This is a genomic window from Sphingopyxis sp. (assembly GCF_034380315.1).
GTDB lineage: Bacteria > Pseudomonadota > Alphaproteobacteria > Sphingomonadales > Sphingomonadaceae > Sphingopyxis.
In genome coordinates, this window is record NZ_JAXMPB010000004.1 from 227,504 (window position 1) to 241,505 (window position 14,002).

The 14,002-nt window shown below is 63.5% G+C and carries 13 protein-coding genes; 7 read left to right on the forward strand and 6 right to left on the reverse strand.

The genetic code is table 11. The annotated features are described in order from the left end of the window. The first annotated feature begins 2 nt into the window (after window positions 1-2). From U0S50_RS09245 to U0S50_RS09255, 3 genes are read left to right on the forward strand one after another with little or no spacing between them, the layout of a single operon-like run. Window positions 3-908, forward strand: a complete 906-nt coding sequence (locus U0S50_RS09245; protein WP_322308487.1) for a cell division protein — start codon at window positions 3-5, stop codon at window positions 906-908. Continuing rightward, window positions 905-1,435 carry a YdcF family protein gene (locus U0S50_RS09250; protein WP_322308488.1) on the forward strand — a complete coding sequence of 177 codons (531 nt, stop codon included), beginning with the start codon at window positions 905-907 and terminating at the stop codon, window positions 1,433-1,435. The genes U0S50_RS09245 and U0S50_RS09250 overlap by 4 nt, the downstream gene beginning before the upstream one ends. 10 nt (window positions 1,436-1,445) lie before the next feature. Then, on the forward strand, window positions 1,446-2,174 hold the full coding sequence (locus U0S50_RS09255) for a lysophospholipid acyltransferase family protein (protein WP_322308489.1): 729 nt from the start codon (window positions 1,446-1,448) through the stop codon (window positions 2,172-2,174). Between the two features lie 69 nt (window positions 2,175-2,243). On the opposite strand, the gene U0S50_RS09260 is transcribed toward U0S50_RS09255, so the two are convergent. After that, on the reverse strand, window positions 2,244-3,146 hold the full coding sequence (locus tag U0S50_RS09260; protein WP_322308490.1) for a prephenate/arogenate dehydrogenase family protein: 903 nt from the start codon (window positions 3,144-3,146) through the stop codon (window positions 2,244-2,246). Window positions 3,147-3,153: 7 nt separating this feature from the next. Continuing rightward, entirely contained in the window at window positions 3,154-4,260 is a 1,107-nt protein-coding gene (gene hisC, locus U0S50_RS09265) for a histidinol-phosphate transaminase (protein ID WP_322308491.1), read from the reverse strand. A gap of 91 nt (window positions 4,261-4,351) precedes the next feature. Between hisC and metX the strand changes: the two genes are divergently transcribed. After that, complete coding sequence (metX, locus tag U0S50_RS09270) at window positions 4,352-5,470, forward strand: homoserine O-acetyltransferase MetX (RefSeq protein WP_322308492.1); 1,119 nt, start codon at window positions 4,352-4,354, stop codon at window positions 5,468-5,470. After that, window positions 5,467-6,066 (forward strand): methionine biosynthesis protein MetW, encoded by a 600-nt coding sequence (gene metW / locus U0S50_RS09275; RefSeq protein ID WP_322308493.1) that lies wholly within the window; start codon window positions 5,467-5,469, stop codon window positions 6,064-6,066. The genes metX and metW overlap by 4 nt, the downstream gene beginning before the upstream one ends. Before the next feature lie 123 nt (window positions 6,067-6,189). Here metW and U0S50_RS09280 read toward each other — a convergent pair whose 3' ends face one another. After that, the gene (locus U0S50_RS09280; protein ID WP_322308494.1) at window positions 6,190-6,831 is read right to left on the reverse strand and encodes a TetR/AcrR family transcriptional regulator; all 642 of its coding nucleotides are present in this window, start codon (window positions 6,829-6,831) and stop codon (window positions 6,190-6,192) included. Window positions 6,832-7,053: 222 nt separating this feature from the next. On the opposite strand from U0S50_RS09280, the gene U0S50_RS09285 reads away from it, so the two are divergent. Both U0S50_RS09285 and U0S50_RS09290 read left to right on the forward strand, forming a co-directional pair. After that, the gene (locus U0S50_RS09285) at window positions 7,054-9,411 is read left to right on the forward strand and encodes a TonB-dependent receptor (protein WP_416194977.1); all 2,358 of its coding nucleotides are present in this window, start codon (window positions 7,054-7,056) and stop codon (window positions 9,409-9,411) included. Window positions 9,412-9,752: 341 nt separating this feature from the next. Then, window positions 9,753-10,637 (forward strand): OmpA family protein, encoded by an 885-nt coding sequence (locus U0S50_RS09290; RefSeq protein ID WP_322308495.1) that lies wholly within the window; start codon window positions 9,753-9,755, stop codon window positions 10,635-10,637. A 66-nt stretch (window positions 10,638-10,703) separates the two neighbouring features. Here the strand turns inward: U0S50_RS09290 and U0S50_RS09295 are convergent, their stop codons facing one another. Genes U0S50_RS09295 through U0S50_RS09305 form a run of 3 tightly spaced genes read right to left on the reverse strand, consistent with a single transcriptional unit; the run spans window position 10,704 to window position 13,996 of the window. Then, the gene (locus U0S50_RS09295) at window positions 10,704-11,846 is read right to left on the reverse strand and encodes a CaiB/BaiF CoA-transferase family protein (RefSeq protein WP_322308496.1); all 1,143 of its coding nucleotides are present in this window, start codon (window positions 11,844-11,846) and stop codon (window positions 10,704-10,706) included. Further along, on the reverse strand, window positions 11,839-13,041 hold the full coding sequence (locus tag U0S50_RS09300) for an acyl-CoA dehydrogenase (RefSeq protein WP_322308497.1): 1,203 nt from the start codon (window positions 13,039-13,041) through the stop codon (window positions 11,839-11,841). The genes U0S50_RS09295 and U0S50_RS09300 overlap by 8 nt, the downstream gene beginning before the upstream one ends. Window positions 13,042-13,084: 43 nt before the next feature. Further along, entirely contained in the window at window positions 13,085-13,996 is a 912-nt protein-coding gene (locus tag U0S50_RS09305; protein WP_322308498.1) for a mitofilin family membrane protein, read from the reverse strand. Window positions 13,997-14,002 lie beyond the last annotated feature (6 nt).

Below are 14,002 nucleotides of genomic sequence, written 5' to 3' on the forward strand. Positions count from 1 at the left end.
CGATGATCATTCCGCGCGTTCCCATACAGCACCGCCGTCTGCTCCCCGACCGCCGCCTGGCCGGTCCGACGCCCTGGGTGATCGCGATATTGATGATGCTGACCCTGCTCGCTGCGGCGGCAGGGGTAGGACTCGCGCGCTCGGCCAATGCGATCGGGGACGCAATCGCCGGCCGCGTCACCGTACAGATCGTTACGGCCAATCCGGTCGCGCGGGCCGAACAAGCGAGTGCATTGCGCCGCCGCGCCGCCGCGCAATCCTTTGTCCGGTCGGCTCGATCGGTCGAACAGGAAGAACTATTGTCGACGCTCGGCCAATGGTTCGGCAGCGCCGATGGCGACGACCCGGCACTGAAATCGCTCCCCCTTCCGGCACTGGTCGATATCGACTTCGTGGGCACCGACCGCGCCGGGCAATTGGCCCGCCTGCGCCAGCTGGTGGCCGAAGAGGCACCCGGCGCGCGAATCATTCCACATGCCGAATGGCTGGGCCCGGTCGCGCGGCTGATCCGCTCGCTCGCCTGGGTCGCGGGTGCACTGGTCCTGATGATGACCGCCGCGAGCGCCGCCGTGGTCATCATGACCGCTCGCGCCGCATTGGGCACCCATTATGCGACGATCGAAATGCTGCATCTGATCGGCGCCACCGATCGCCAGATCACCCGCCTGTTCCAGCGCCGCATTGCCATCGACACCGCCTACGGCATCGCGCTCGGCACGGCCGTCGCGACGGCTATCCTGCTGTTGATCGGCTGGCAGTGGTCGGGCGTTACGGCGGGGCTGGCCGCGACAGCGTCGCTCGGGACCATTGGCTGGGCGCTCTTGCTGGCGCTGCCGCTATTGGCTATCGCACTCGCAGCCCTGACGGCGCGCCAGACGCTGCTCGCCGCGCTCAAGAAGATACTATGATCAAGAGATTGATATCCATTGCCTTTCTTGCTTGGGTTCTGGGTTTCGCCTGGTTCGCCCTGTTGCCGCCGATGCCCGCGCCGCTCGGGAAGACCGACGCTATCGTCGTGCTGACCGGTGGCCCGGGACGCATAGATCGCGCACTCGAATTGCTCGAGGCGGGACAGGCGAAGCGGGTATTGATCAGCGGCGTTGCGCGCGAGGTAAAGCCCAAGGAACTCGCCGCGACCTACAAGCGCCCCGAGAAGCTCTTCGACTGCTGCATCGCGCTCGGGTTCGAAGCGGAGGACACACGCTCGAACGCCACCGAAGTCGCAACATGGGTTGCGCGGCGCAACTATCGCACCGTTCGGCTGGTCACGACCGACTGGCACATGCGCCGCGCCGAATATGAAATCGCGCGGGCGGTCGGCGACAAAGTGACGATTGTTCCCGACGCCGTGCGTAGCCAGCCGAGTTTCGCCACACTGTTTCGTGAGTATCACAAATATCTCGCGGGGCTGGCGGGCGGCATGCTCGGCCTGTAAGCGCTGCACCATGCGCTATTTCGCCGCCTTGATCCGTTCGATCCTTTTCTGGATCGCTTTCGTGTTGATGAGCAGCATCTGCTCGATAGGCGCGGTCGTCTCACTGCCCGTGTCGCACCATGCCACACGCTGGTTCGTCCGCCTTTGGGCTCGCTTTCACCGCCTGATCTGCCAGCTTCTGCTGGGACAACGCATCCGGGTCGAAGGCGAAATGCCCGACATTCCCGTACTCTATGTCTTCAAGCATGAATCTGCGTTCGAAACCGTCGAACAGCCGATGCTGTTCCACCATCCAGCGGTCTTTGCCAAGGAAGAGCTATTCTCGATCCCCGTCTGGGGACAGGCCGCGCGCTTCTATGGCCTGATACCGGTCGATCGCGATGGCGGCGGCAAAGCCATGCGCGCGATGCTGGCGGCAGCCAAGGGCGCATTGGCCAGCGGACGCCCGCTGTGCCTGTTCGCCGAGGGTACGCGCGTCGCCCACGGCGAAGCTCCCCCGCTGCGCGCGGGTTTCGCAGGCATGTACCGGCTGCTCGGCGTGCCAGTCATCCCGGTCGCGATCGACAGCGGCGTCGCCTATCCGCCGCGCCGCTGGGTCAAATGGCCGGGCACCATCACCTATCGGGTTGGCGAAACGATTCCGGCCGGCCTGCCGCGTGACGAGGCCGAGGAACGCGTGTGGCGCGCCATCAACGCCCTCAATCCACCAGAGGCGTTGCAAGTAAAGCGGGGCGCATAGGGGATAGACCGCCCGCCGGCGCCATCGCGCCTGCAAACGCCGCTTTCACCACCACGACGCGGCACGCGCTCAATGCTTGCGACCGAAATCCGGGGCCGCGTCGTCCTGTCCCTGTTCGATGATCGAACGACGGATCGCCCGCGTCCGCGTGAACCAATCCTCCAGCTTTCCGCCATCGCCGCGGCGGATCGCCTGTTGCAGCGCCGTCAGATCTTCGTTGAAACGCTGAAGCGTCGCCAGCACGGCATCCTTGTTGGCCAGAAAAACGTCGCGCCACATCACCGGATCGCTCGCCGCGATACGGGTAAAATCGCGAAAGCCCCCTGCCGAATATTTGATGACCTCGCTTTCGGTCACTTCCTCAAGCTCGCTCGCGGTCCCGACGATCGTATAGGCGATCAGGTGCGGCAAATGGCTCGTCACCGCCAGCACCATGTCATGATGGGCGGCGTCCATCGTTTCGACCCGAGCGCCAAGCGCCTGCCAGAATCCAGCGAGCCGATCGACCGCACCCCGGGAAGCGTCGGCTTCGGGCGTGATGATGCACCAACGCCCCTCGAACAGCGTGGCAAAACCGGCAGCGGGGCCGCTGTTTTCGGTCCCTGCCACTGGATGCGCAGGAATGATGACATGGCCCGGCAGCGCCGCGCGCAGCGCCGCGCCGACCCCAGCCTTCGACGATCCGACATCGGAAATGATGGCATCGGCGCCAAGGCCGGGCGCGATCATATGCGCCGCGTCGGCCATGCGCCCCACCGGTACCGCCAAAATCACCAGATCGGCGTCTGTCACGGCCATAGCGGGATCGTCGGCAATATGGTCGCAAAGACCGAGCGACCGCGCCTCGGCACGCACTTCAGCGCTGGCGTCATGGCCGGTGACAACCACGCCCGGAAGCCGCGCCCGGACCGCACGCGCGATTGACGAGCCGATCAGGCCCAGTCCGACGATCGCCAGCCGCCCGGCATCCATGCCGAAGTCAGCCTTCGAGCGCAGCGCGAATCGCCGCGGCCAGCCCGCGCGTTTCCTCCTCGCTGCCGATCGTCATGCGAAGCGCGTTCGGCAGCCCCTGCCCCGGCAGCCAGCGAACGATATAGCCCGCGTCCATCAAATGCGCATTGACCTGCTCGGCACTTACCGAGCCTTCGAACAGCACGAGAAGGAAGTTGGTCGCCGACGGCACAACGCGCACGCCATGATTGCCCATCGCTTCAAGCTCGGCTGTCAGCCAGGCGCGCCACTGCGCATTTTGATCGCGGCTGCGCACGACGAAATCATCGTCATCCAGCGCGCCGATCGCCGCCGCCTGGCCACAGCGCGTGACGTTGAACGGCGCACGAATGCGGTGCAGCGCCTCGATCACCTCGGCGCTGGCGTAGCCCCAGCCGATGCGTTCAGCGGCCAGCCCGTGGATTTTGGAGAAGGTACGGGTGACGAACACGTTCGGTGCCTGTTTCGCCAGTTCGAGCCCGCCGTCATCCTCCTGCGGTTCCAGATATTCGGCATAGGCCTGGTCGAGTACGAACAGCACATCAGCGGGGAGCGCGGCATGGATTCGCGCAACCTCGTCCTTCGTCGCCAGCGTACCGGTCGGATTATTGGGGTTGGCAAGATAGACGACGCGCGTTTTTGGCGTCACCGCAGCGATCAGCGCGTCGACATCGGTCGCATAATCCTTGTCGGGGGCCTCAACCGGAGTCGCCCCCACCCGCCGCGCCGCGATTTCGTAAACCGAGAAACCATAGCGAACATAGAGCACTTCATCGCCCGGCCCCGCATAGGCGCTCGCTGCAAGGTGGAGCAGTTCGTCCGAACCGGTACCGTAAATCACCCGCGCCGGGTCGAGCCCGAATTTGGCGCCGAGTGCCTCGCGCAGTGCCGCGGCGCCGGGGTCGGGGTAGCGCGCCAGATCGGCGGCGGCCGCGACAAAAGCTTCGCGCGCCTTGTCGCCGGTTCCCAACGGATTCTCATTTGCCGACAGCTTCACCATCGGGCGCCCGTCGGCCCCCGCCGACTTGCCGGGAATATAAGGAGCGATGCCGCTGATCCACGGCTTGGGCTGCAGGGTGCGTGTCGTATCGGTCATATGCGGCCGTTTAGCGTTTGATCGCGCTGAGTCCAGCATGTTGCGCTCTGCGTTGACACGTCTCCCGCACCCGCTTAGCCCCGCGCAAGCCATGGCCACCCGTTTACAACCCGTCCGGCATAATCAGGTCGAACTCGACCGGCCGCTTCCGCTCGACAGCGGCGCCGTGCTCGCACGGCCGACCATCGCCTATGAATGCTATGGGCCGCTGAACGAAGCCCGCGATAATGTGATCCTCATCTGTCACGCGCTGACGATGGATCAATATGTCGCCTCGACCCATCCCGTGACCGGAAAGCCCGGCTGGTGGAGCAAGGTTGTCCGGCCGGGCGGCGTGATCGATACCGACCGTTATCATGTCGTCTGCGCCAATGTGATCGGCAGCTGCCTGGGATCGAGCGGCCCCGCCAGCATCGATCCCGCCACCGGCGTCCCCTTCGCCATGACCTTCCCGGTCGTGACGATCGGTGACATGGCGCGGGCCCAGGCCATGCTGCTCGATCAACTGGGTATCGCGCGGCTTCATGCCGTCATCGGCGGATCGATGGGTGGAATGCAGGCACTGACCTGGGCCGCCCATTATCCGGATCGCGTCGACCGGGCACTGATCATCGCCTCCGCCGCGCGCCATTCGGCACAGAATATCGCCTTCCACGAGGTAGGGCGACAGGCGATCATGGCCGATCCCGACTGGCAGGGCGGCGATTATTACGCCAGCGGCCGGGTTCCGGTGAAGGGTTTGTCGGTCGCGCGGATGGCCGCGCACATCACCTATTTGTCCGAGGCCGGGCTGACCGAGAAATTCGGCCGACAGCTTCAGGATCGCGAGGCCAAGACCTTTGGCTTCGACGCCGACTTCCAGGTCGAATCCTATCTCAGGCACCAGGGGATCAGCTTTGTCGATCGCTTCGACGCCAACTCCTATCTCTATATCACCCGCGCAATGGACTATTTCGACCTTGCCGATCCGCATGGCGGGCGGCTCGCCGATGCCTTTCGCCAGTCGCCGGTGCGCTTCGGGCTCGTCAGCTTCGATTCGGACTGGCTCTATCCGACCAGCGAATCGCGGCGCATCGTCCAGGCGCTGCACGCCGCGGGTGCGCAGGCAAGTTTCGTCGAATTATCGAGCCCCTTCGGCCATGACGCCTTCCTGCTCGATTCGCCCGAAATGTGGCGGCTGATGGCGGGCTTTATCGAGGCTGGACGATGAGCGCGCCGGGTCTGCGCCCCGATCTCGCGCTGATCGCCGCCCAGGTGCCGGCGGGCGCGCGCGTGCTCGACATCGGCTGCGGCGACGGGACGCTGATGGCGGCGCTGCGTGACGCCAAGGCGACCGATGTACGTGGCCTTGAAATCGATCCCGCCAATGTCGCGGCAGCAATGGAACGCGGGCTGGCCGTCGTGCAAGGCGATGCCGACCGTGACCTCGCCGATTATCCCGACGATGCCTTTGACATCGCGATCCTGTCGCAGACGCTGCAAACCTCGCGCCGCCCGGACCGCGTCGTCGACGAACTGCTGCGCATCGCGCCGCGCGCCTTTGTCAGCTTCCCCAATTTCGCACATTGGCGCGTCCGCCTCGCGCTGCTGTGGGGCGGGCGCATGCCGGTGACGCGCCTCTTGCCCGTCGCCTGGTATGAAACGCCCAATATCCACCATGTCACGGTCAGCGATTTTCGCGACCTGGTCGCGGCAAAGAATATCGCCGTCGAAGGCGCCTGGTATTTGAACGGCGACAAGCCGACGAGCGACGCCGCCGCCAGCTGGCGCGCGGAACATGCGATCTTCCTGATCGCGCGCGGCTGATCGGCGAGGCAATAGCTGGACCCCAGGTCAACCCCGGGGTGACGAAAGGGAGAAACGTCCGCTCCCCACGCCAAATCCGCAGCTCAAACCGGTGGCACCCCTGCCCTGTATAAAGGACGGCGATCAATCCCGCGTTTTCAACCCGTTCGCCAGCAAGTCGTTCACGACCCGCGCGACCTCCGCAATATCGGCGCTTTCATCCCACAAGCCGTAGCGCATACCCAGGAACACGTTCATACCGGCGATGGCCCAGGCGTGGATCTCACCCGCATCGGGCCTGACCTCTCCACGTTCCGCGCCGGCCGCCAATCGCTGCCGGATACGCTCGACGGTGGTTTCATAGTGACGGCGATAGCTCGCATAGTCGACGAACTCGGCCTCATCGATGATCCGATAGATTTCCTTATGCGCGCGCACAAAGCCGAGGAAGGATTCCAGACCCACCCGCTCGGCCGCAATTTCGTCGGGCGCCGCCTGAACCAGCGGGGTCACATGATCGCGAAGCTGTTCGCTCATATAGCGGACAAGCGCCTGGAATATTTCTTCTTTCGAATCAAAATAGGTATAAAAGCTGCCGAGCGCGGTCCCGGCGCGCCGGGTGATGCCGCTGATCGACGCTTCGTGAAAACCCCGTTCCCCAAACTCGACCGCCGCCGCATCGAGCAGTTTTCGCAAAGTCCTGCGTCCGCGCTCGGTCCGCGGCGCCTTCTCGGGATTGGCTCCCACTTCGGGATGCCCCGGTGTCGCTGATCGCGGTTCGTTCATCTGCTTTCACCCTCCCGCGCGGCTGACACCCGCACCCCCATCACATGTCCCGCCCCCATCGTGGCTTTTGTGCACCACAGGCAAGCAAAAAAGGGCGGCCTGATATTCCAAGTTGAAACTTGGTTCACCTTTCATTATTGGGTGCAGCGCGGCTTGGCAAGCTCCGGGCCCAAAAAACGCACAAGGGTGGCGAGGGGCCACCCATCACATGGGAGACACATCATGCGTCCTTTCGCCCGCCATGTCCGTCGCGCCGCGCTGAGCGCCAGCGCGATTTCCATGCTGGCCTTTGCCCCCGCCGCCTTCGCCCAGGACGAAGGCGCCGCCAGCGATGACAGCGACGGCGAAATCATCGTGACGGCCCGGCGCCGCGACGAACGGTTGATCGATGTTCCCGTTGCCGTGACCGCCATTTCGGGCGACGCTCTGGAAGCCGCGGGCGCCATCGACGTCACCGACGTCCAGAATCAGGCGCCCAACGTCACGCTGGAAAATTCGCGCGGCACCAACTCGACCTTGACCGCGTTCATCCGCGGCGTCGGCCAGCAAGACCCGGTATCGGGTTTTGAATCGGGCGTGGGCATCTATCTCGACGATGTTTATCTGAACCGCCCGCAGGCGGCGGTAATCGACATCTATGACGTCGAACGGATCGAGGTGCTGCGCGGCCCGCAAGGCACGCTTTATGGCCGCAACACCATCGGCGGCGCGATCAAATATGTCACCAAGCGCCTGCCGCAGGAGTTCAGCCTGAAAGCGCGCGCCAGCTATGGAACCTACGACCAGGCCGATCTGGTCGTAACGGCCAGCGCGCCGGTCAGCGACCTGCTGCGCGTCGGCGTGTCGGGTGCCCGGCTCTCGCGTGGCGGCTTTGGCGACAATCTCCACCTTTCGGGCGTCGAAAATTACAACAAGGATGTCTGGGCCGGGCGCGGCAGCATCGAGTTCGGCGGCTATGGCGAGCCCGTCTTCATCCGTATCGCCGGCGACTATACCCGCGACAAGTCGGACCCACGCAACGGCCACCGCCTGATCCCCGGACTGCAGTCGGCGGCGCCGGTGCTGGGCGATGTCTATGACACGCGCGCTGGCCTTGCGAAGCCGAAGCAGGATGTCGAGGCTTATGGCCTCGCAATGACGGTCAACGTCGACTTCAGTGACTCCGTCACTTTCCGGTCGATCAGCGCGTGGCGCAAGGACACCAGCTTCACGCCGATCGATTTCGACAGTCTGCCGTCGGTCGACGTCGATGTACCCGCCGTCTATCGCAACGAACAACTCAGCCAGGAATTCCAGCTGCTGTACAACAGCGACCGGCTGAGTGGCCTCGTCGGCTTCTATTATCTCGACGCAAATTCGACGACCGATTTCGACGTGATACTGGGAACCACTGGCACCGTGCTGAGTCTGCCCGGCCTCAACGCCTTTACCTCGGGCGATGTGTCGACCAAGACATGGTCGGTATTCGGCGATTTCACCTTCGACATCACCGAACAGTTCAGCCTGTCGGCCGGCGGCCGCTATACCAGCGACAAGCGCCACTCGCGGATTCTGCGTCAGACCAAAATCGGCGGCAGTTCGCCGATCTTTGGCGGCACTGCGGTCCCGATCGCGACGATCACCAATTTCGACGGCCGCGCGAAGTTCACCGATTTCAATCCGCGCGTGTCGCTGAGCTACAAGCCCACCTCCGATCACATGGTCTATGCCTCCTATGCTCAGGGATTCAAGGGCGGCAGCTTCGATCCGCGCGGCGACGCGCGTATCGCGCCCGACACCAACCGCGACGGGCTGCGCAGCTATGATGAAATCTATGATTTCTTCCTCTTCGAACCGGAAACGGTCGACAGCTATGAACTGGGCTACAAGGGCTCCCTGCTCGACGGAAATCTGCGCGTTGCCCTCACTGGCTTCTACGGCGATTACAAGAATGTCCAGATCCCGGGCTCGGTCGGGGTCGACGCCAATGGCGACGGGGTGTTCGAAAGCTTTGCCGGGGTAACCACCAACGCGGGCAAGGCGACCTTCAAGGGCGTCGAATTCGAAACCTATGCCCGTTTTGCCCGCGATTTCGCTGGTGCAGGTTCGTCGCTCAGCTTCACGGGCAACCTCGGCTTCATCGACGGCGACTATAAGCGCTATATCGTCAACGGTGTCGATGTGTCGGACCTGCGCCGCATCCAGAACACCCCGCGCTGGACGATGGCGGGGACACTCGGCGCGACCCTGCCGGTCGCGGATGGCGATCTCGCCATGACGACGACGCTCAGCTATCGCAGCAAAACCAATCAGTTCGAAACGCCGAGCCCCTATCTTGATCAAAAGGGCTATGCGCTGCTCGACGCCTCGCTGGTATGGACCGCCCCGAGCGAGCGTTTCAGCCTGGGCGTCCATGGCAAGAATATTCTCGACAAGCGATATACCACCTCGGGCTATCAGTTTGTGGCGACCGGCGCCGACGGCACGCCCGTGCTGAATGCCCAGGGCCTGCCAACGCCGACATTGGGCCTCGAAGGCGTCGTCACCGCCTTTTATGGAAATCCGCGTCAGGTCTTCCTGACCGGCACGATCAAATTCTGATCAAGCAATCATCCCATAAGGGGAAAGGGCGCCCATCGCGGCGCCCTTTTTTATGCACGCCATATACTCCTGTCGTCGGCGACAGCGCCGCGCAGGCTGAAATGAACCGGCTTTCGGCTCACCGCGCAATGCGCTCCAACCGGCCACGCAACCAACGCCCCCCCCAATGTGTTCATCCGCCAGCAAGGAAAAGATGAACACCCATTTTGGCGCGTTCGAATGCAGCAATCACGGCAAAGCGGGGTGATGAAATTGCTGCAAACGGACGCATCATTTTGAGGGGGGATGAACGAAAGGCCGCGAACACGCAGGGGCGGCTGTTTAGGTGAAGGAGTAGCGTAATGAGTGGCGTTCCCAAAAAAGCAGGAACCCTGTTGCTGATGGCCATGCTTGCCGGGCCCGCAGCGACGAGCAGCCTGGCCGCGCAACAACAGGATGCGTCCGAGGGCGAGGTCATGGCGACCGTATATGGCACGCCGATGCCGGATCCGTCGGAGATGGCGAAGGGCCCCGAAGTTGAAGGGATTATCTCTGCCCGCAACGGCGATCAGATTCAGGTGACCACCGCCGACGGCAGCAACGCCGTTGTCACGATCATCGACCAGACACGGATCAAGTCCAGCGGCGGCTTTCTGGGGATGAACCGGAACAAGCTTGCGTCGGACTCCTTGCTCAACGGCTTACCCGTCACCATCGACACCTTGCAGTGGAGCGGGGGCCTGGTCGCAAGCCAGGTCGATCTGAAAACCAAGGATCTCAAGACCGCGACGATGATCCGCAACGGCACCGACCAGCGCTTTGCCGAACAGACGGCAGCAACCGAAGCGTTGCGCGGCCGCATGGGCGATATCGACAAGTATAATGTCAAGAGCACGACCAATGTGAACTTCGACACCGGAAAGGCAGCGCTGTCGATGCAGGCGAAGGATGATCTTTGCGCCACGGCCGCGGCGGCGGACTCGGTCGACAACGCATTGCTGCTGGTCGTTGGCTATACCGATTCGACCGGAAATGAAGAATTCAACCAACAGCTTAGCGAAAAGCGAGCCAGCCGCGTGGTGAATTATCTGCAGCAGGCTTGCGGCTGGAAGCCCTATCGCATGCTTACCCCCACAGGAATGGCTGAAGCCGATCCGTTGGCGAGCAACGACACCGTCGAAGGCAAGGCGCAAAACCGCCGCGTCGCGGTGAACGTGCTGGTGAGCAAGGGCCTCGACGGGCTGTAAGTATCGGTGCGGGGTGGGCCATGCCCATCCCCACCATTTTTGAAAGGCACAAAGGACGGCGCGCGGCTAGATCGTGGCCGCGCGCTCCTCGAGTGGCGGGGCGCCGCACGATGCGACCATGCGCTCTCCGTCAATGACGATCGGTGACGCCAATCCATCAACATGGGCGCCCTCGGGACGAAAGCGCATTCCCCGTGCGACCACGTGGGGGTCCGCAAATACGCCCGCCATATCGTTGATCGAGCCCGCTGGCACGCCATCGGCTTCCAACACCAGCGACAAGGGCAGCGCTTCCCACGCCGCGATTCTGGCGGCAAGCAAGGGGATCAATATCCTGCGATTTTTCAGTCGGGCGGAATTGGTCGCGAAACGGTCGTCGTCCGCCCATCCGGGTTCGCCCAATATCGCACATAATTTGCGAAACTGCCCATCATTGCCAACGGCAATGACCAGATCGCCATCCGCGGTTGCGAACGCCTGATAGGGCACGACATTGGCGTGGCCGTTGCCCATCCGCTTCGGAACAGAACCGCTCGCCAGATAATTGGCGGCCTGATTGGCCAGCACTCCGACCTGGCAATCAAGCAGCGCCATGTCGATATGTGCGCCGCGCCGCGTGACGTCACGACGCCTTAACGCCGCCAGAATAGCGACGGTGGCATACATGCCGGTAAAGATATCGGCATAGGCGACCCCGGCCTTTTGCGGCGCTCCGTCGGGCTCTCCGGTCAGCGCCATCGCGCCGCCCATCGCCTGGATGATGAAATCATATCCTGCACGCGGCGCATATGGGCCGGTCTGACCAAAGCCGGTGATCGAGCAGACAATCAAATGCGGAAAATCGGCACATAACCGGGCCGGATCGAGGCCATATTTGGTCAGTCCGCCGACCTTATAATTTTCGATGACGACATCCGCTGTCGCGAGCAGCGCACGTATCTCAGCCTGTCCTTCGCTGCTCGCCATATCGATGGCGACGCCGCGCTTGCCCCGATTGCAGCTATGATAATAGGCGGCACCCAGATTCGCGCCGTCGGCATCGGTGACAAAGGGCGGCCCCCAATGCCGGGTATCGTCGCCCGATCCGGGTCGCTCGACCTTGATCACCTCGGCGCCAAGGTCGGCGAGCAATTGCCCGCACCACGGCCCGGCGAGCACCCGCGCCAATTCAATGACGCGGATGCCCTCCAGCGGTTTGGGATCAGGCAAAAGCGCTGATGCCGGTAATGGCGCGCCCCAAGATCAGCGCGTGAACGTCATGCGTCCCTTCATAGGTGTTCACCGTTTCCAGATTCACCGCATGACGGATCACATGATATTCGGCGGCAATACCGTTCCCGCCATGCATGTCGCGCGCGACCCGCGCGATATCGAGCGCCTTGCCGCAATTGTTGCGCTTCAACAGGCTGATCATGTCGGGCGCAAGCCGCCCTTCGTCGATCAGGCGGCCGACGCGCAAGGCCGTCTGCGTTCCAAGTGCAATCTCGGTCAGCATGTTCGCCAGCTTCAACTGGACGATCTGGTTGGCAGCGAGCGGACGACCGAACTGCTTGCGTTCCAGCGTGTAGTTGCGCGCCGCTTCGTAACAGAATTCGGCAGCCCCCATCGCGCCCCAGCCGATGCCATAGCGCGCACGGTTGAGACAGCCGAAGGGTCCCTTCAATCCGGACACATGGGGCAGCAGCGCATCCTCGCCGACCTCGACCCCGTCCATGACGATCTCGCCGGTAATCGAAGCACGCAGCGACACCTTGCCCTCGATCTTCGGCGCCGACAGGCCCTTCATCCCCTTTTCCAGGACGAAGCCGCGAATCGCACCGTCATGCGCATCCGATTTCGCCCAGACGACAAAGACGTCGGCGATCGGCGAATTGGTGATCCACATCTTCGCGCCCTTGAGGCGATATCCACCTTCGATCTTTTCGGCGCGCGTACGCATTCCTGCAGGGTCGCTGCCGGCATCGGGTTCGGTAAGGCCGAAGCAACCGACCAGCTCGCCCGAGGTCAGGCCGGGCAGATAGCGGCGCTTCTGCTCCTCGCTGCCATAGGCATTAATGGGGTGGATAACGAGCGAGCTTTGCACGGAGCAGGCCGACCGATAGCCTGAATCGATACGCTCGACTTCACGGGCGATCAGGCCATAGCTGACATAGTTCAGCCCCGCACCGCCATATTCCGGATCGATGGTCGCGCCGAGCAGGCCAAGACCACCCATTTCGCGCATGATTTCACGGTCGAAACGCTCATCCAAAAAGGCAGAGGTCACACGCGGCAACAATTCCGCCTCGGCGTAACTGCGCGCGGTATCGCGCACCATGCGCTCCTCTTCGCTCAGCTGTGCGTCAAGCTGAAGGGGGTCAAGCGGGTCGAGCGCTTCTATGCGCTGCGGATCGGCGAGGGCCATATCGTCAGGCTTTCTCTATGGCGAGCAGCCCGTTGGGTGCGCGCTAGGGGGTGGATGCGGCCGGTTTGCTGGCCATTGCGGCAGCGGCACTGTCGCGCGGCTCCAATATCGCCGCTGTCTCGATCAGGTCAAGCGCACGCCGCGCCTCATGATAACGGCGCGCGTCGATCAGCCAATCGGCGGCGGCCGACGCACCCGGCATCGCCTCGACCTCGGCAATGGCCTTGTCGACCTGCCCGCCCGCCAGATAGCGGCGCGCGCGATCGAGTCGTTCCGACGCACGAGGCGATTGGGTGCCTGCTTCGCGCACGACGAACAATTCGCTGAGCTCGCGACGAATCCCGGTCCACAGGCTGCCGCTTCCTTCGCCGCCGCGCCCCACCAGATGCGGGGCAAGGGTGTCGAGTTCGGTCCGCAGCTGTTCCAGCGTCACCGGATCGCGTGAGGTGTCGATAATGGTTTTGACAGCATTGGGCTGATCATCGCCGAACCGAAGACGAAGCTGCGCCTCCAGATAGCCAAGCGACAAGCCGCGATCGAGTGCGCGGCGCACGGCAAAGGCGACGAGCAGCCCTTCGGCCCGCGACGCGTTGCCCGATGCCGACTCCGCTTCCAGCGTGATGCGCGACAGTCGCTGTTCCAGTTCGGCGACCCGCGCCGCCAGCGCGCTGGCGCCATCGACCGGGGCCACCACCATCGGCGCTGCCGCCGCGGCGTCGGTCGGAGCGGGAACCGCACCGGTGGGCGCTGTCGCCGTGTCAGGCGATGGCGAGGCGGCCTTGACCGCCGCCGGCGTCGGTCGATCGCCCAGCAGGCGATTCATTGCCCAGCCGCCGCCAACAATGCCGATCAGCAACAATATGACCGCACCGATGACGAGCGTACGCAGCGACAGTCCTCGCGAAGGACCCTCGCCGCTCGCGGGCGAGGAGGTATCGATATTTTCGATTGCCATGTGTCT